Origin of the sequence: Mucilaginibacter roseus (assembly GCF_021215455.1) — a bacterium.
Classification (GTDB): Bacteria; Bacteroidota; Bacteroidia; order Sphingobacteriales; family Sphingobacteriaceae; genus Mucilaginibacter; species Mucilaginibacter roseus.
Genome location: NZ_JAJPWV010000001.1, coordinates 385,570 through 401,490 on the forward strand (window position 1 = coordinate 385,570; position 15,921 = coordinate 401,490).

Genomic DNA, 15,921 nt, shown 5'->3' on the forward strand with positions numbered 1-15,921 from the left:
ATAAAAATGAGAAGATTAATTAATATAAGCCTATTAGCACTGTTCGCGTTCTCATCGTGCAAAAACGAAAAATGGGATTTTCCGGATTACGGCGTGCAATCTGTGTACTTTGCCTACCAATACCCCGTACGCACGCTTACCATGGGCGAGGATTTGTTTGACACGTCGCTTGATAACGCACACAAATGCCAGATAATGGCTACTACAGGCGGTGTGTATTCAAACGAGAAAGATATCACGATCAACATCGCGGTGAATAACGATTTGACGCAAGGGTTAAAGTTCAATCCGCCTGATTATAGCGGAGATGTGCAGCCGATGCCTGCGTCTTACTACCGCCTCGCTTCTGACAGGATCATCATTCCCAAAGGTAAGATAGCCGGCGGGGTAGAGGTACAATTGACCGATGCCTATTTTAATGATCCGCAATCAACTAAGGTTACTTACGTGATACCGGTAACCATGACAGGCGTAAATAATGCCGACTCGATACTGCAGGCCAGAAAGTTTACGCTGTACGCCATCAAATACATCAACACCTGGACGGGTAATTACCTGCGCAGGGGCCGGGATGTGGCTGAAGGAAAAAACGGAAATACCGATTTAACCAAAACTATTGTTAGGCACAACCAGTATGTAGAGCGCGACGAAGTTAAATCTTTAACTACCCGTACACTCACTCAAGCCGTATTTCCGCTGGTGTACAAAGGCGCCGGCAATGTGGATGTAAACTGCCCGCTGCTGCTCACTTTTGATAACGAAGGTAACTGCACTATAGCTGCCGCTGGCAGCGGCTATACTGCAACAGGTAACGGCAAATTTGTAAAACGCGGCGAAAAGAACAGCTGGGGCGCACAGGATCGTGATGCTTTATACCTGAATTATCGCGTAGAGTTAACTGACATGCGTGTGGCCACTACCGATACATTGGTAATGCGGGACAGAGGGGTTAAAATGGAGACGTTTAACCCGATCAAATAACAATCTTAGATCAGAAGTAAAATGAAACAATTGTATAAAGCAACGCTGATACTGGCAGGGTCGGTAGTTTTAGCATCATGTTCTAAATACGAAGCGCTTGAATATGAAGTGGCAAAGCCGGCAACAATCGCCGATCAGGAGCAGATCAATGCTTACGAACCTTTAAAAAGCTATTTGGACCGCCAGGGTAATCCCGGTTTTAAATTAGGTGCCGCCGTATCATTAAATGATTATGTAAGCAAAGGCTTAATGTATCGCCTGGTTAATTCCAATTTTGATGAGATAACGCTGGGTTATGAAATGAAGCATGGCGCCGTAGTACAGGCAAACGGAGAATTGTCGTTAACACCGGTAACCAACCTGGTAAACTTAGCTAAAAGTGCAGGTATATCTGTGTACGGGCATACGCTGGCGTGGCATGCCAACCAAAATGCCACCTACTTAAAAGGTTTAATTGCCCCTACCATAACATCATCAACAGGGCCAACCTGGGATTTGGTAACCGGGGCGGATTTTGAAACAGATGCCGCTGCAAACTACCAGGTAAACGCAAATCTTACTACAAGCTTTACTGCAGCAGGTGAGGGCGCCGGAGGAAATGGCCGCGCCTTTAAAATGACCAACGCAAGTGTACGCGCTAACGACTGGGAGGCACAGTTCTTTCTAAAATTCTCTCCAGCGGTGGTTGCGGGTGAGCAATACGAATTGAGTATGAAAATACGTTCAGATGCTCCTGCCTCATTCAGCACACAAGCACATGTTACGGCCGGTGCCTACAAGCACTGGGACTTTTTCGGTACCATTTCATCTACCACGCAATGGACGACCTATACCAAGCAAATCACCGTAACGGCGGATATGGCTACCAGTGGGGCGATTGCCTTTAACCTGGGTAAAACTGCGACCAACTATTACTTTGACGATATCACCCTGAAAAAATACAACGCTACAGGCGGGCAGGTTAAAGTTGAAAAAACAGCTGAAGAAAAACGTATGCTGATTACCCAGGCTATGGAAACCTGGATCAAAGGTATTGTTACCGCCACTAAGGATAATGTAAAAGTATGGGATGTTGTGAATGAGCCGATGGACGACGGCAAACCGGATGAGCTTAAAACCGGCGTAGGCCGTACCACCGCTGCTGACGAGTTTTACTGGCAGGATTATATGGGTAAAGATTACGCCGTAAAGGCCTTCCAGCTTGCCAGGCAGTATGGCAACGCCACCGATATACATTTTATTAATGATTATAATCTGGAATACAGCATTGCCAAATGCCGCGGTTTAATAAAGTATGTAGAATACATTGAAAGCAAAGGCGCCAAGGTTGACGGCATCGGCACGCAAATGCACATTAATGCTAATGGCGATCGGGAGAAGATTATAGAAATGTTCACCTTGCTGGCAGCAACCGGTAAACTGATCAAGGTATCTGAATTGGATATGGGCATTGCATCAGGCGTAAAAACGCCGCAGGCTACTGCTGCTGATTACGCTGCGCAAAAGGAGATGTACACATTTGTTATACAGAAGTATTTTGAGATAATACCCAAGGCACAGCAGTATGGTATTACCATATGGAGCCCGCTTGATAGCCCGGCAAGTTCATCATGGAGGGCCGGTGAACCGGTAGGTTTATGGACTGAAGGCTATGTACGTAAGCCTGCTTACGTTGGCGTAGTTGAGGGTTTGAAAAAGAAATAGCTTCAACCAATTCAAAACAAACACGCCCGTTAAACTTTAATGGGCGTGTCTGTTTTGTTAAGGCACTTATACTGCAATTACAAATGCCTTTAAGGCGGCCATTTTACCATCGCGGAATTCCCATACATCGCAATATGAGTAGTTAACTATTTCGCCCTGCTCATTCTTCATGCTAATAAAGCCGATGGCCGTTACAAAATTATCCCCGGCAATCAAATTCTGCACGTCAAACTTAGGCGGCTCAACATACGCTTCTTTCATATACGCCCGCACAGCTTCTTTGCCTTTAAGCACCTGGTCACCTACAAACTCCCAAACTACATCATCGGTACAATAAGCCAGGAAACCTTCATTATCACCGGTAGTTACATGATTGTTGGCTTGTATTAGTGTGGCTTTATTATCTGAATTCATACCGTGTAAATAATTAACGATGTTGAATTGTTTTAAGCCCGTTTAGGTTAATTAAACGTTGACCTGAATTCCACCGGCGAAAGCTTCGTTTTCAATTTAAATAGCCTGCTGAAGGATTGCGAATGCTCAAAGCCCAACTGGTAAGCCACCTCACTAACGGTTAAAGTGGTGGTAGTTAGTAATTCTTTCGCTTTTTCTATCAGCTTTTCGTGTATGTGCTGCTGCGCGTTAAGGCCGGTTAACGAGCGTAGCATGTCGCTTAAATAGTTTGGGGTGTAATTCAACTTTTCGGCAAGATACTGTACCGTTGGCACGCCTTGGTTTACCGCATTGTCGGTGAAAAACGTGTTCAGTAACTCTTCAAATTGTTGCAACAGGTTGTTAGTGGCTGCTTGCCTGGTTAAAAACTGCCGTTTGTAAAATCGCCTGGCATAACTTAGCAGTAATTCAATTTGAGCTATAACCACTTCCTGGCTAAAGTCGTCTATACGGCTATCAAGTTCTTCGCGTATAATGTTGAAGATTGCCGATACGGTTTCTCTTTCCTTTTCAGACAGGTGCAACGCCTCGTTAGATGCGTAAGTAAAAAAACCATACTGTTTTATTTTAGCCGCAAGCGGATAACCCTGAAGAAAATCGCGGTGGAAAATAAGCGAATACCCTTCATTGCCCTTGTAAACGGCGGTGCTGCCCACTACCTGGTTAGGCGCCGTAAAAATCATGCTCCCTTCATCAAAATCATAATACCCTTGGCCATACCTGAATTTGCCGCCAAGTTTTTCTACAAATGATATTTTGTAAAGCGTAGTAACGTAGCTAACTGGTAACTTGCTCAGGTTTATCCGTTCGTCACGCGTATCCAGCAATGAAATCAGCGGGTGAGCAGGCCCCGGAATGTCGAGCATCCGGTGTATCTCCTTAATAGATTCCAGCTTAAGTATTTTGGGCGACTCAGGTTTCATGATGTAATTATAATAAAAATATGACCGCTAACTTTTCAGCCGGCAGTCATATTTAAAGTGGATTAAAGTGTTATTAGTTACCAGGGCAGCTGGCCTTCCGGACCAGTAAAGGTGCCGGTTGGTCCGTCTGTTTCCAAAGCAACACGTACAGGTTCGCGCGAGCCTACTTCCAGGCTATCTGTCCCTTGAAAGTTGTTCAGTGCTGTAGCAGTGTAGCCGGGGCTGGTGGCATTTACTTTAATGTTCTCTTTTTCCAGTTCTAAGGCGAATGCAACAGTCACGGCGTTAAGCGCGGTTTTTGAGGCGGCATAAACAATGCCGAAATGTTCGCGCGCCCAGCAGGTCGGATCGGTTATCCAGGTAAGAGAGCCTAACCCGCTGGAAACGTTTACAATTCGCGCGGCTTCTGATTTACGCAACAGGGGCAAAGCAGCCTGTGTTACAGCTATTACGCCAAATACATTGGTTTCCCAAACCGTACGTACTTCATCGAGCGATACGTTAACTGCCCTGCCGGTACTCATTAATTCTTCGGGGCTTTTAGGAGATGTTCCGGCGTGAGATATACCTGCGTTGTTAACCAATAAGTCCAATTTGCCGTATTCTGCCTCGATCTGCTTTACCGCCGCGTCAATAGTGTGTTGCTGCGTAACATCGAGTTGGATGGCTTTTGCATTTTCACCTATTTCGGCGGCCGCTTTTTCGCCATTTTCCAGCTTACGTGAGCCTACGTAAACAATGTAATTGTTAGCTGCCAGAGCCTTGGCTATTTCGTTGCCTACACCCTGGTTGGCTCCGGTTACCAGTGCTATAAGTTGCTTGTTTGATGATGCTGTTTGATTTTCCATGAGATTTTAATTTTTACAGACCCAAAAATCGGCATAAGGCTAAGGGTGCCTGTAACCAAAACAAGGAGAGTTGTAACTAAATCAAAAATTATGATAAAGCGCCACTTACTAAATAACAAAACATAGGCATGCAGTTAATATCCATAAGATAATTGCGGCAAGCAGAAGATCGAAATAAAAAATTGCCGGCGCCAGTCCGGCATTACTGTAACTTATCGGATATTCCTTTGGATAACCACAAGTAAAGGAACGTAAACATTTTGGGATCTATCCTAACAGTTTAGCCGGATCCACCTGATAATCTTTAACCCAACGGTCTAAAATTGGTTGTTCTAAGGCCGATTGCCGGTATTCATCCGGTGCCATAATAGGTACGCCATAAACGATCGGGTAATTGCGTTTGCAGGTTTTACAACTTAATATTCCTTCTATTATATTTTGCTCCACATCTTGAGCAACAACTTTCAATTGAAGGTCGTGTTTGTCAAAAGGGCAGCATAGTTTTGCTATAGTGTTCAGTTTCATGGTTTATTTCTGCTGTTTAATGCTTTATGATAAAGTTTTACTTTTTGTGCGGGATCGTCAGCACTCATGATACCCGATATTACGGCGACTCCGTTAAAAGGTGTGCGTTGCTGTAGTTGCGGGATGTTATCGGGCGTTATGCCGCCTGAAACAAATAATGGAAGATTGGTTAATGTATGTGCCAGCCTAACCGTTTGAGGCATCACAATATCGCAAGAGCCAGCCGATGAAGACGGAAACATGGCGCAAAAAGATACATAATCCAGCTTATTTGCGTGTGCCCATCTCACAGCATTTAAATCGCCCGAACAGGTGATACCAGCCAGGAATCGCCGCTTTACTGTGTTTTGTATTTCAACATAGTTTTCAGGTATTTGATCAAAATGCACACCATCCAGTTCAGGATGGCTCAACAATAGACCCCAATCCCCGTTAACAAGTAAAGGCACATTGTAACTGTTGCAAAGCTCAGCAACTTTGTTGATATAATCTCCTTTGTTCGCATCCGGCAACCAGTTGTTCCAAATCTGCACTGCCGTTAGTCCGCCTCTCAATGCTGCGTTTAGTTGGTGCAGCAGTGCCGGGCGCTCCATGGCCGGATTAATGACCAGATAAACACCGCCTTTTATTTTTCTATCGTTCATTATTTCCAGCCCTTTTTCAACGCGTCAAAAAATGCTACCCAATAAGGATCTTTTTCAAAATAGGGTAGCGGTTCATCTTTTGTATCTGATATTAACCGGCAGCCTTTTTCCTGATCGGTGAACTTGCCAATAACCGTTGCTCTGATATGCTTTTCTGCTAATGTTTCAATTAAATAGTTTTCAAAGCCAGGCTTTGCGGCCAGTATCATGGCACCAGCGCCAACACAATAACGAGCATCTATTTTAAACAGACTGGTTACCTGTTGCTGAGCTTCTCCTAAGGGCAGCAAATCATTCTGTACCTGAACGCCCAGGCCCGATGCCCTTGCCATTTCATAAACTGCACCCAATACACCTCCCTCTGTAACATCATGCATGGCATTGATCATTCCGGTATATGCCGCGGTTAGTCCGTCTAAAAGTGAAGAGGTTTTATAAAAAAGGTCGCAGCAGGTTAAATAGGTCTCGTTACCCAATTTTTGCTTTGCTGTTTCCGGAAAACTCATTGCAAGGATGGCTGCAGACGATATAGCACATTCTTTGGTTACGATAATAACATCGCCCGGTTGCGCCTTGCAACTAAGTAATAGCTTATTTATAGGCGCAGTCAATAACATAGTTCCCCCGCCGGCAATGGTTGAGTGCTGACCCTCAATGGTGCCGGTGTGTCCGCCGGTTATAGCAACACCAATATCCCGGCAATATTTCGAAATATATTGCCAATACAAATTAATGTCACTTTGTGTAAGATTTGGCGGTAGGTTAAGCACCATTTGTGCATACTGCGGTGCAAAGCCCGTTGTTGCCATATCATTCGCCATTAAGTGAACAGATAGCCATGCCGATTCGGCTAACCCAAGCGAAGGAATGAGCGAAAGCGGATCGCTGGTCATCGCCAGTGCTTGCCCTCCTCCCAAATCGACCACCGATACATCTACGCCGAAAGCGGGGCCATGAACAACATCAGCACGTAAAGCGCCTAAGTTGGGTAATATCAATTCGTTAAAACCACTACCCGATATTTTACCTGAAAATTGCGACATAAGTAACGGGTATTAATCTGAGAACCTCACATACAAACCGAAAAAATCTCCCACAGGTACGCTCCATTGTTGAACCGGAAACCATTCAGGTAAACCTGTGCAGGTCCATTCGAGGCTGTAATTACGGCCTTGTAAGGCTTCGTTAATTTTTTGAATGAGTAACGCCGGCGTGTAAAATGTTGCCGTAACGTAAAAGGGATTCTTACCAAAAAGTTGTTGCACCCTGCGCCTTAAAACCTTAGGTGAATTTCTGTTCATCATACCAAAGGCAATGCCATGTTTGCCCACCCGCGCGGCCTCCCGGATTACTTGTACCGGATCACGGTAATATTCAAAAGTGGTTATAAAAGCCACTGCATCAAAAGTGTTATCTTTAAAAGGCATGTAATGTGAGTCAGCGTTTACCAGGTCTCCTTTAAAAAGGTGCACGGCCTGGCCCAACATAAAAGGGGAGATGTCGCCCCCGGTAGCTTCAATACCGATCTCTCGCCACCACCTGGTAAAACGTGTTGTACCGCAACCAAACTCAAGTAATTCTTTTACGCGGGGATCTTTTTGCAGCAGTTGGGCCATCACTTTTTTTTGCCACACTTCTGCACGTTTATAGCGCCCTTCGTACCATTGCTCATACGTGTCGGTGTGTTCGCGGTTAAAAAACCACTCTTTGCGCCCTTGCCAGTTAGTAAGGCTTTTTGTGATCAGCCCAAAATCAGTTTTCTGTTTTAATTCCATTTTCAACAGGTATTAATGTAAAAAGCCTTGCTTCTGCGGCCTGTAAAACGGCGATAGAAACAAGGCTTTACCTATTGAAAGCAGCTACAGCTGCCAAAAATCAATTGTTGGCCAGTGCATCCCTACGCCGGTATTATCCGTATCAGGTTTTCGGGTATTATCTCAGCCTTTGCGTTTAGCGAAAGCACCCCGTGCAAGTATGGTTGCAATATATAACTTATTATTAAACTTTGAATAAAATTGATCTGCAATTTTTGATGCCACTCATATGTGTTAAAGGGGGTACACAAAAGCCAAGACAACTGCTTATTACCGTTGTGAATTCTAATTCACCTCGATGGAAACTTCTATATAATGATAAAATCCAATGTTATGGGTAGTGTTTTTATAAACTACGCCGAAGTAATACGTTCCGGATTCCCAAGCCTTGACTCCATTGATAGCATTGCCAATCGGCGTATTATTGTCTGTGGTTCCGCCAATAGTAAATGAAGGGAAAACGCGTATAGGCTGGAAGGTTACCGGATCCACAGTGGAGTTACTGAAGTACTCTGATTTGACCCAACCTTTATGCTCAAGTACATCGTAAACAATCACTTTGCTGAAGTCGATCTTTTCAATCGACTCCGGGCGGTGGTTCAATTTTTTATTAATGAGCAAAACGTACATCTTGCCATCGTCCTTAACATCTGTTATGGTAACCTGAGATTTAATAACATCGCCTGTTTTAAGCTTCGAACCTTCTACTGTGAATTTTCCATTGCGATAAAAACGGGCGTCGTTAGCAAAAATATTGAAGATACTGGCGGCCGGATTTACCGGTACGTTAGCCGCCATATAAATAGTAATGCTTTTTTTTATTTCAAGTTTACTACCGCTTTGGTCATTTATAACGATTAAAAAGTCATACTTCCCTTCCGGTGCGTTGTCTGGAATATTAAAGTGCTTGTGTACCGTGGCGTTTTTGGCATCCTTATACTCCCAGGTAATTTCATGTTGCCAGGTTTTTGTGTAGTTTTCACCTTGCCTTTGCAGAATTTTGATCTGAATATTCTCTAACTTCGTTGCAGCCAAAACCTCAGCGTTGAAGTGAAAGTCTTTACCTATTACACCAATTTCGTTGTTATTTAGTCCAACCTCAATATTGGTAATGTCGGGAACTGGCTTGTCTGGCTCGGATTGTTTTTCCTTTTTGCAAGCAGAAAATAAGGCTATGGTAAGGCTTATGATCACCAGGTTTCTGAATGGTCCTCTCATGTTTCTTATTGTATTTTTATGCTGATGCCTTTAATAGTTTGCCAACCCTCCTTGTCCACCAGCCTTATCAGAAAGTGATAATCACCCGGGTCAATGTCGGCGGGTACGTTAATAGTTTGGTTAACCTTGTATGTTCTCAAACCAGAAGGTATCGTGTAGCTTTGTACTAACAGAAAGGGTTTAACAGGTGTCTTTTTTGGAGATAATACACACTCTGTTACCTCAGTGCTATGACTGTGGTGATCAAAATTGTGATGTACATCTACACCTAACGTACCCAGTTCGGCATTGTCGGTAACATTGGCTATAAATGTAAAGCTCTCACCCCTTTTTATAACACTGCACTGTTTAGGGAATGCATTTGCCGCAGAAATATCTATCACCGGATATTCCTTATCAATTTGCACATCATTTTTTTTACTACATCCGCTTGCAACTGCTAAGGCAAGCGCGGCCGCGAATATTTTTACTGTTAATTTCATATCAAATTTTTTAAATAAAGGGGCAGCCTTGCGCTGCCCCCGCCTATATTAACTATAAACTGATCCTATGCAGGGATGTTAAGGCTTATCAAAATGTTCTTCAAACTCATTTTCTTTACCTGCCTGGTCAACTACTTTAAGGTGCACATGATAATGGCCTTTGGGCGCTGCAGTAACATCAATGTGTTTATGCAGGTTGTAGGTGGTTTGGCCAATCATCGTGGCATCGGTGTAAGTCACCTCTTTTTCCCAGCCATTGCCGTGTACTTCAACTATTGCTTTAGCAATTTTATTTGTCGCGGTTATATCGGCTTCCAGGTGCAGGTCATTACCGGCTGTGTTAAGGCCAACTTCGAAACCGGTTACAGAAGGTAGGGTAGGGTCTGATGAAATTTTTAGTTCGAATTCAGTTTCAGTAACCTGGCCTGCCTGGTCAACCACTTTAATATGGCCATGATAGTCTCCTAAAACGGCATCCGCAGGTACATCAACATGTTTGTGGAACTCCGCATTCTTTTGTCCGGCAAAGCCTTCGGTATAAGTTTGAGTAAGTTTCCAACCTGCACCTGTTTCCGGGTGAATTTCTAACACTACTTCACTGATGTTAGCCTCGGCAGTGATTTGTGCCTCTACGTGCAGGTCATTACCAGGGTGGGCGATCTTGCTGTTGTTAGTGCCTACTTCTAAACCCGTAATAGTAGGTTTAGGGGCCAATTGCTTGTCTTTTTTACAGGCGGCCAAAAGGCTAAGGCCTATCAAAAGAATGCCTGCAAATTGTTTTGTTGTTTTCATACGCTTTAATTTTTAATTATTATTGATTTGTTGTTTTATTGGCTATTGCTGCGCCCAAACGGAACCTTTACAGAAAGTATGATGTTGCGCCCAGCTTCGGGTAATGATATGAGCCTGTAAAAGCTGGTGTGATTGAGATACCTTGTGTTTAATACATTTTGTACCTGCAGGCTAAAATTGAGCAACCTGCTGCCCGCCCGTAGTTTTGCGCCGGCCTGTATATTCCATACGTGATAGCCGGGCGTTTCCCGCTCGGGCGGAACGATGTTGTTTTGCTTCGCGGTTATGCGGTAGTCAACAGATAGGTAAGGCGATATTAATATACCTGCTTTTGCCGGCTGATAGGTTAAATTAAATAATGCCGAAGGCGGTGGCGAAAAAGGTAAGGTATAGCCAGCTTTGTCTCCGGATAGTTGTTCGGCGTACAGGTACTCGCCCAGTACCTCGACACTTAGTGCCGAAGCGATATTGTACCGTACCTGCAACTCGCCGCCATAGCGCGATACACGACTTTCCTGATAGTTGAAAACCTGGTTACCGGCACCGTATAAATAATCTAAATCAGCAGTGGGGTTGAGGTAGATATAGTTAGGAAAGTAGTTATAGAACGGACTTAACTGAACATTCCATCGCGCTGTGCTCCAAGCCAGCGTGAGGTCAGCCTGATAGCTTTGTTCGGGGTTAAGGTTGGGGTTACCTCGTTCGTAGCTGAAGTAGTGATAATTTACACCGTTAGCTGACAACTCTTTGGCAATAGGCATTCTGAAGCTTTTACCTACGTTAGCCTTTAAACTGAATGGATTATTGGGCGTATAATTTACTCCAAGTGACCATACCAGGCTGTTGAAGTTGCGTTTTAGATTATCAGCGCGTACCAGGTTTTCGCCTTCAGTAGGGAACCAATCGGTATACCTGAAAGTGTTTAGTTTCCCGTGGTCATAACGTAATGCCGCGTGCAGCAAAACTTTATCGCTTAATTTAAATTTATCATAAGCAAAGATACCCGCAGTAGTTTGGTTAAATGCGGGCACCAGAAAGCCCCATCCGCTTATTCCATTATCCTGATGTTCGCCGTTAAAGCCAATCGTAACCTCATGATTATTTAATGTCAGCTTATCTCGTAAGTTCAACGAGTAAACCTTTTTGTTGAATTCGCGCTCCAGATCAACCGGAATGGTCATACTTGCCGGGTAATCCGGCGGCATGTAACCGTGATTAACATACTGGCTAAACTCCTGCCTGAAGTTGTGCTGATAGCCAAGATCGGCCTGCAGCAAATGTTTACCTATTGCCAGTTGACTGCGGTTGATCACCTTAAAGTGATTAACCTGCTGACTGGGTAGCATGATGTCCCGATTGGATTGATCGTATTGTTCAGTATTTACGCGACGCGGTTCCAACCCATGTGCATTAGCAAAAAAGCCGCTGTTAGCGTAAACGTTAGAGATGTAAAACACCGACCTGCTATTTTTGCTGATGTAGCCGGTATTGAGATGCAGGCCTGTTTCACGCCCCGCGGTGTTACGTAAAAAGTTATTGTTCAGCGTTACCGGGTAGTTGTAAACTTGCACTGTATCGGTAGGTACACGGTAATCTCCGTAGTTTTGATAAGTGAACCTCGAATCAAAGAACCAGTTGCTTTTACGTGAAAATACGTTTACCGATGTACCCAGCAGGTTGTTATTGCTTTTCCCGATCAGGTCAACAAAGCCGCCAGTGGCGTTGGCTGCCGGCGGCAGTGCCGGTTTTACATCAATAACACCGCCTATAGCGTCTGACCCGTAAACAAATGATGCAGCTCCCTTTATCAGCTCAACTTCGCCCGCGGCAAACTGGTCTAACTCCAACCCATGGTCCGCTCCCCACTGCTGGCCCTCGTGTTTAATTCCTTTATCGGTCACTACAACCCGGTTAAAGCCCAGCCCGCGTATCAATGGTTTTGATTGCCCCGAGCCAATACCTATGGTTTTGATACCAGGCAAACGTGAAAGTGTACCCATTAAACTACCACCCAGGTTGCGCTGTATAAAGTCGGCACTAACCACCTCAACGTTCATGGATTCAGTTTGCTTTCGTTCATCGGCGAAACGATCTTTAACCTGTACCTCGCTTAGTTGGTTATTGGCAATTTTCATTTGCACATGCACATGCTCCTCGGCACTCTTTACGGTCAAAACCCTTTCAAGTGGCTTAAAGCCCAGCCTCGAGAAGCTCATTTTATAGGTGGCACCGCCAGCTACGTTGAAATGGAAATGGCCCAACGAGTCAGAATACAGATGCAGGTTGTTGTCGGCAACCATTACAAGCACGTGGGTTAAAGGCTTTTCGTTAGCATCAACCACAGTACCGTGTATAGTTGATTGTTGAGCTAAAGCAGTAATGCTCAAAAAGCAAAAGAGAAACGAGACAACAGCAGCTCTTAAAAGCTGTGCAGGCAAATTTGTAGTATGCACAAAGAGTAAGTTTAAGCCGTTTTAGGGCAGATTAACATAATGATGGGAGGATGCTACTGAATTTGGGCTTAGTACACAAATTGTAGCAGGCTAAGCAGAGGAATACGAAATCAATACAAATTCTTCAGCCGGTTGTCAGGTTATACAGACCGCACCAGGCAGGAGAAAAATATTGAATACTTACTTAGCAGGAAAGAGTAGGAGGGCCTTTATTGGTAAAGCCCTGCAATGTGAATTTATAAACACCAGCATAGCACCTGGTAAGCAGTGTAACCGCTTTTGTTACCGGAACTGTAATTATCGAAGGGCAACTCCAATGAGCATGATGAGACTGTTTTTGAACAATATAATCGCAAACAGAGCATTTTTCAGGCGAATACGCGTATTCCGTGTCGGCATCGTCTTGATCAATGCGTGCGTTTTGATGTTTATGTAGCACCTGAACAGCTGTGATGGCTATAAAAACAAATACCAGCATCATCGATATGATTTTACTGAATAGTTTGGGCCTGCACGATGTTCCTAAATGCAACATGGGTGCAAATTTGAAATTTTATTATGACAATGTCAATTAAAATATTCAATTTGATCACCATGGATTTATAATTATACCATGTTTACGATGGGTATGACGTTGACAACGACTGCTATAGCATGTCGGTTTGAAGGTTAAATAGTTGTAGTTAATTTAATTAAGAGATTGCCAACTTGCGTTGGCTCCGCTTGCAGATAATTATTTGCTGATCTACCTTACGGATATTGGTCATGATATGTCGAGGAGAATCCGGCCGCTGCTATAGAACATTTTGAGAGCAAATCGTCTCTTGAATTTAACAGATCCACCCTGACACAAGATGAGGCTTTTTCGTTTTTAATACATTTCCGCTATTTTAGCATAACCGGGCACCACCTGTAAACATGCGTAGCTCATGGATAATTAGAATGGACGAAGCCTTCTCGCTCAAATTTCTTCTGCCGCCTCCATCTGTAGCGGCCTATGTAGAAAACATTGGTATGTTCCAAAATGAGTCAACCGAAACCAAAGAAGTAGTTGTACTGCCTGATGGTCGTGTTGACCTGTTTTTTTGGCGAAATGGCACCGACCCTTTCCAGGTTTTGTTAATGGGTTTAGAAACAATGCCAGAGCAACGCTACGTGCTACCCCAAACCAAAGCTTTTGTGATCAGCTTTAAGCCACTTGCAGTAGATTATATCCTAAGAGATTCAATAGCCGGAATATTAAACACTGCGAAAATACTGACCCATGATTTTTGGGATTTCAACGAAGATATTTTGAAAGATTTTGAGGCTTTTTATGAAAAAGCTGTAGCCAAGATCAACTCACTCATCCCAGATGAAATAGATAATCGGAAACTCAAACTCTTTAACCTGATCTACACCTCAAACGGCGAATTAACGGTTGCCCAGCTTTCTGACCAGGTGGGTTGGAGCAGCCGACAAATCAACCGTTATTTTAATCAGCAATTCGGCTTATCTTTAAAAGCTTACTGCAATATCCTGCGTTTCAGAGCCTCACTACAACACATTGCCTATGGCAAATTATTTCCTGAGTTTAATTTTACCGATCAGGCCTATTTTATAAAGGCCATAAAAAGGTTTGCCGGAGTAGTACCCGGGGAGCTGTCGCGCAATCAAAACGACCGATTTCTACTATTATCCCTCCTGAAGCAGAAATAATTTTGTGCCGTACTTAATTGACAAGGCATGTTATTACACAACAAACAAGTAGCCGTTGTGGGCGGTGGCCCCGGCGGCTTAATATTAGCAAAACTATTACAGCTAAGAGGCATCAAGGTTAAGGTTTACGAACGTGATGCTGATAAAAACGCCCGCGTGCAGGGTTCACCTTTAGATATGCACAAAAACTCCGGAATGGCGGCTCTTCGCGCGGCGGGTTTGGATGAAGTGTTCAGGCATAACTTTATGCCTGGTGCCGATAGAAAGCTGATAGTAAACGAACGGGCCGAGGTATTTTTGAGTGATCATGATAAGCCCGAAGAAAATTTTGGTCATGATCACTTTCGCCCGGAGATTGACCGTGGTATGTTGAGAAAAATCCTGCTGAACTCCCTGCATCCCGAAACGGTTGTTTGGGACAGTCATTTCATTTTAATGGAAAAGGAAAGCGAAGGCTGGCAGTTGCATTTTAGAAATGGCAATACAGTTTATGCCGATATAGTTGTTGCAGCAGATGGTGCCAACTCTAAAATAAGGCCTTACCTCACCGATGTTAAACCATTTTATTCCGGCATTACTATGCTTGAAGGTAACGTGCCTAACGCCGCAAGCCGTGCCCCGCAGGTTAACGAATTGATAAGAGGCGGTAAGATAATGGCTTTCGGTAAAAGCAAAAACTTACTGCTCGGCCAGAAAGGCAATGGAGATATTGGTTTTTACGCGAGCCTTAAAGTACCGGAAAACTGGGCAGCAAACAACGGTTTAAATTACAGCGACAACGCCCGGGTGTTAAATTGGTTTAAACAGGAGTATGCCGGTTGGAGCAGTATTTGGTACGAATTATTTGCCAATGCGGAAACGCCGTTCATTCCGCGGCGAATTTATTGTATGCCATTGAATCAAACGTGGAGAACTCAGCCCAACTTAACCATCTTAGGCGATGCTGCGCATGTAATGCCACCCTTTGCCGGCGAGGGGGCTAACATGGCTATGCTTGATGCCCTTGAGTTATGTAATTGTTTAACACGCGATAAATACCCAACGCTACATGAAGCTATTGCTACCTACGAAACTCAGATGCGTCATCGTGCCGCAGAAGCCGCCCGAGAATCGTTACTAAACGGTGAACGCATGCATTCTGAAACTGCTTTGGATGAAATGCTAAGTATGTTTAAAAGCCATTGAATTTAAACTTGAAGGTACTTAACATTAACCAGAAATTGCTTTTGTATCTCACATGATACAGGCAATTTAATCAGCTCGTTAGCATGATATATATATATCACTACCTTGAGATATATTGTAAACATAACGCGTGTTTAAAAGTTAATATGATGGATTAGGGGAGGGTAAAACAAATTTTATTATCGCTAAGAGACGACAAAA

At 43.9% G+C, this 15,921-nt stretch carries 15 protein-coding genes and 1 riboswitch; of the genes, 4 read left to right on the plus strand and 11 right to left on the minus strand.

Annotated features, from left to right (window positions below):
- Positions 1-6: 6 nt before the first annotated feature.
- Entirely contained in the window at positions 7-981 is a 975-nt protein-coding gene (locus LT679_RS01605) for a DUF5627 domain-containing protein (RefSeq protein ID WP_232175152.1), read from the plus strand.
- A gap of 21 nt (positions 982-1,002) precedes the next feature.
- Positions 1,003-2,685, plus strand: a complete 1,683-nt coding sequence (locus tag LT679_RS01610) for an endo-1,4-beta-xylanase (protein ID WP_232175153.1) — start codon at positions 1,003-1,005, stop codon at positions 2,683-2,685.
- A 66-nt stretch (positions 2,686-2,751) separates the two neighbouring features.
- On the opposite strand, the gene LT679_RS01615 is transcribed toward LT679_RS01610, so the two are convergent.
- The 11 genes from LT679_RS01615 to LT679_RS01665 all read right to left on the minus strand — a co-directional run bounded on the left by LT679_RS01615 (position 2,752) and on the right by LT679_RS01665 (position 12,771).
- Positions 2,752-3,099 (minus strand): nuclear transport factor 2 family protein, encoded by a 348-nt coding sequence (locus LT679_RS01615; RefSeq protein WP_232175154.1) that lies wholly within the window; start codon positions 3,097-3,099, stop codon positions 2,752-2,754.
- 47 nt (positions 3,100-3,146) lie between these two features.
- A complete protein-coding gene (locus LT679_RS01620; RefSeq protein ID WP_232175155.1) occupies positions 3,147-4,061 on the minus strand; it encodes a helix-turn-helix domain-containing protein in 915 nt (304 codons plus the stop codon).
- 77 nt (positions 4,062-4,138) lie between these two features.
- The gene (locus LT679_RS01625; protein ID WP_232175156.1) at positions 4,139-4,909 is read right to left on the minus strand and encodes an SDR family NAD(P)-dependent oxidoreductase; all 771 of its coding nucleotides are present in this window, start codon (positions 4,907-4,909) and stop codon (positions 4,139-4,141) included.
- 267 nt (positions 4,910-5,176) lie between these two features.
- Positions 5,177-5,434: a Trm112 family protein gene (locus tag LT679_RS01630; RefSeq protein WP_232175157.1), complete on the minus strand. Its 258-nt coding sequence runs from the start codon at positions 5,432-5,434 to the stop codon at positions 5,177-5,179.
- Positions 5,431-6,078 (minus strand): thiamine phosphate synthase, encoded by a 648-nt coding sequence (locus LT679_RS01635; RefSeq protein WP_232175158.1) that lies wholly within the window; start codon positions 6,076-6,078, stop codon positions 5,431-5,433. The genes LT679_RS01630 and LT679_RS01635 overlap by 4 nt, the downstream gene beginning before the upstream one ends.
- Positions 6,078-7,121: an AIR synthase family protein gene (locus tag LT679_RS01640; protein ID WP_232175159.1), complete on the minus strand. Its 1,044-nt coding sequence runs from the start codon at positions 7,119-7,121 to the stop codon at positions 6,078-6,080. Before LT679_RS01640 ends, LT679_RS01635 begins: the two co-directional genes overlap by 1 nt.
- Before the next feature lie 12 nt (positions 7,122-7,133).
- Positions 7,134-7,853 carry a class I SAM-dependent methyltransferase gene (locus tag LT679_RS01645; protein WP_232175160.1) on the minus strand — a complete coding sequence of 240 codons (720 nt, stop codon included), beginning with the start codon at positions 7,851-7,853 and terminating at the stop codon, positions 7,134-7,136.
- Positions 7,854-7,955: 102 nt separating this feature from the next.
- A riboswitch (TPP riboswitch) is annotated at positions 7,956-8,055 on the minus strand.
- Between the two features lie 122 nt (positions 8,056-8,177).
- A complete protein-coding gene (locus LT679_RS01650; protein WP_232175161.1) occupies positions 8,178-9,110 on the minus strand; it encodes a DUF4625 domain-containing protein in 933 nt (310 codons plus the stop codon).
- A gap of 5 nt (positions 9,111-9,115) precedes the next feature.
- Complete coding sequence (locus LT679_RS01655; protein WP_232175162.1) at positions 9,116-9,592, minus strand: DUF4625 domain-containing protein; 477 nt, start codon at positions 9,590-9,592, stop codon at positions 9,116-9,118.
- Positions 9,593-9,670: 78 nt separating this feature from the next.
- Positions 9,671-10,384, minus strand: a complete 714-nt coding sequence (locus LT679_RS01660; protein ID WP_232175163.1) for a DUF4625 domain-containing protein — start codon at positions 10,382-10,384, stop codon at positions 9,671-9,673.
- 35 nt (positions 10,385-10,419) lie between these two features.
- Positions 10,420-12,771 carry a TonB-dependent receptor gene (locus tag LT679_RS01665; protein ID WP_232175164.1) on the minus strand — a complete coding sequence of 784 codons (2,352 nt, stop codon included), beginning with the start codon at positions 12,769-12,771 and terminating at the stop codon, positions 10,420-10,422.
- Between the two features lie 1,008 nt (positions 12,772-13,779).
- On the opposite strand from LT679_RS01665, the gene LT679_RS01670 reads away from it, so the two are divergent.
- Together LT679_RS01670 and LT679_RS01675 are read left to right on the plus strand one after the other, a co-directional pair.
- Positions 13,780-14,535, plus strand: coding sequence for a helix-turn-helix domain-containing protein (locus LT679_RS01670; protein ID WP_232175165.1), 756 nt, complete (start codon positions 13,780-13,782; stop codon positions 14,533-14,535).
- A gap of 27 nt (positions 14,536-14,562) precedes the next feature.
- On the plus strand, positions 14,563-15,720 hold the full coding sequence (locus tag LT679_RS01675; RefSeq protein WP_232175166.1) for an FAD-dependent oxidoreductase: 1,158 nt from the start codon (positions 14,563-14,565) through the stop codon (positions 15,718-15,720).
- Positions 15,721-15,921: the final 201 nt, after the last annotated feature.

Coding starts and splice junctions, on each gene's coding strand:
- LT679_RS01670 (WP_232175165.1), top strand. CDS start 13,780: ATGGACGAAGCCTTCTCGCTCAAATTTCTTCTGCCGCCTCCATCTGTA.
- LT679_RS01645 (WP_232175160.1), bottom strand. CDS start 7,853: ATGGAATTAAAACAGAAAACTGATTTTGGGCTGATCACAAAAAGCCTT.
- LT679_RS01660 (WP_232175163.1), bottom strand. CDS start 10,384: ATGAAAACAACAAAACAATTTGCAGGCATTCTTTTGATAGGCCTTAGC.
- LT679_RS01625 (WP_232175156.1), bottom strand. CDS start 4,909: ATGGAAAATCAAACAGCATCATCAAACAAGCAACTTATAGCACTGGTA.
- LT679_RS01630 (WP_232175157.1), bottom strand. CDS start 5,434: ATGAAACTGAACACTATAGCAAAACTATGCTGCCCTTTTGACAAACAC.
- LT679_RS01635 (WP_232175158.1), bottom strand. CDS start 6,078: ATGAACGATAGAAAAATAAAAGGCGGTGTTTATCTGGTCATTAATCCG.
- LT679_RS01650 (WP_232175161.1), bottom strand. CDS start 9,110: ATGAGAGGACCATTCAGAAACCTGGTGATCATAAGCCTTACCATAGCC.
- LT679_RS01610 (WP_232175153.1), top strand. CDS start 1,003: ATGAAACAATTGTATAAAGCAACGCTGATACTGGCAGGGTCGGTAGTT.
- LT679_RS01620 (WP_232175155.1), bottom strand. CDS start 4,061: ATGAAACCTGAGTCGCCCAAAATACTTAAGCTGGAATCTATTAAGGAG.
- LT679_RS01615 (WP_232175154.1), bottom strand. CDS start 3,099: ATGAATTCAGATAATAAAGCCACACTAATACAAGCCAACAATCATGTA.
- LT679_RS01655 (WP_232175162.1), bottom strand. CDS start 9,592: ATGAAATTAACAGTAAAAATATTCGCGGCCGCGCTTGCCTTAGCAGTT.
- LT679_RS01605 (WP_232175152.1), top strand. CDS start 7: ATGAGAAGATTAATTAATATAAGCCTATTAGCACTGTTCGCGTTCTCA.
- LT679_RS01675 (WP_232175166.1), top strand. CDS start 14,563: ATGTTATTACACAACAAACAAGTAGCCGTTGTGGGCGGTGGCCCCGGC.
- LT679_RS01640 (WP_232175159.1), bottom strand. CDS start 7,121: ATGTCGCAATTTTCAGGTAAAATATCGGGTAGTGGTTTTAACGAATTG.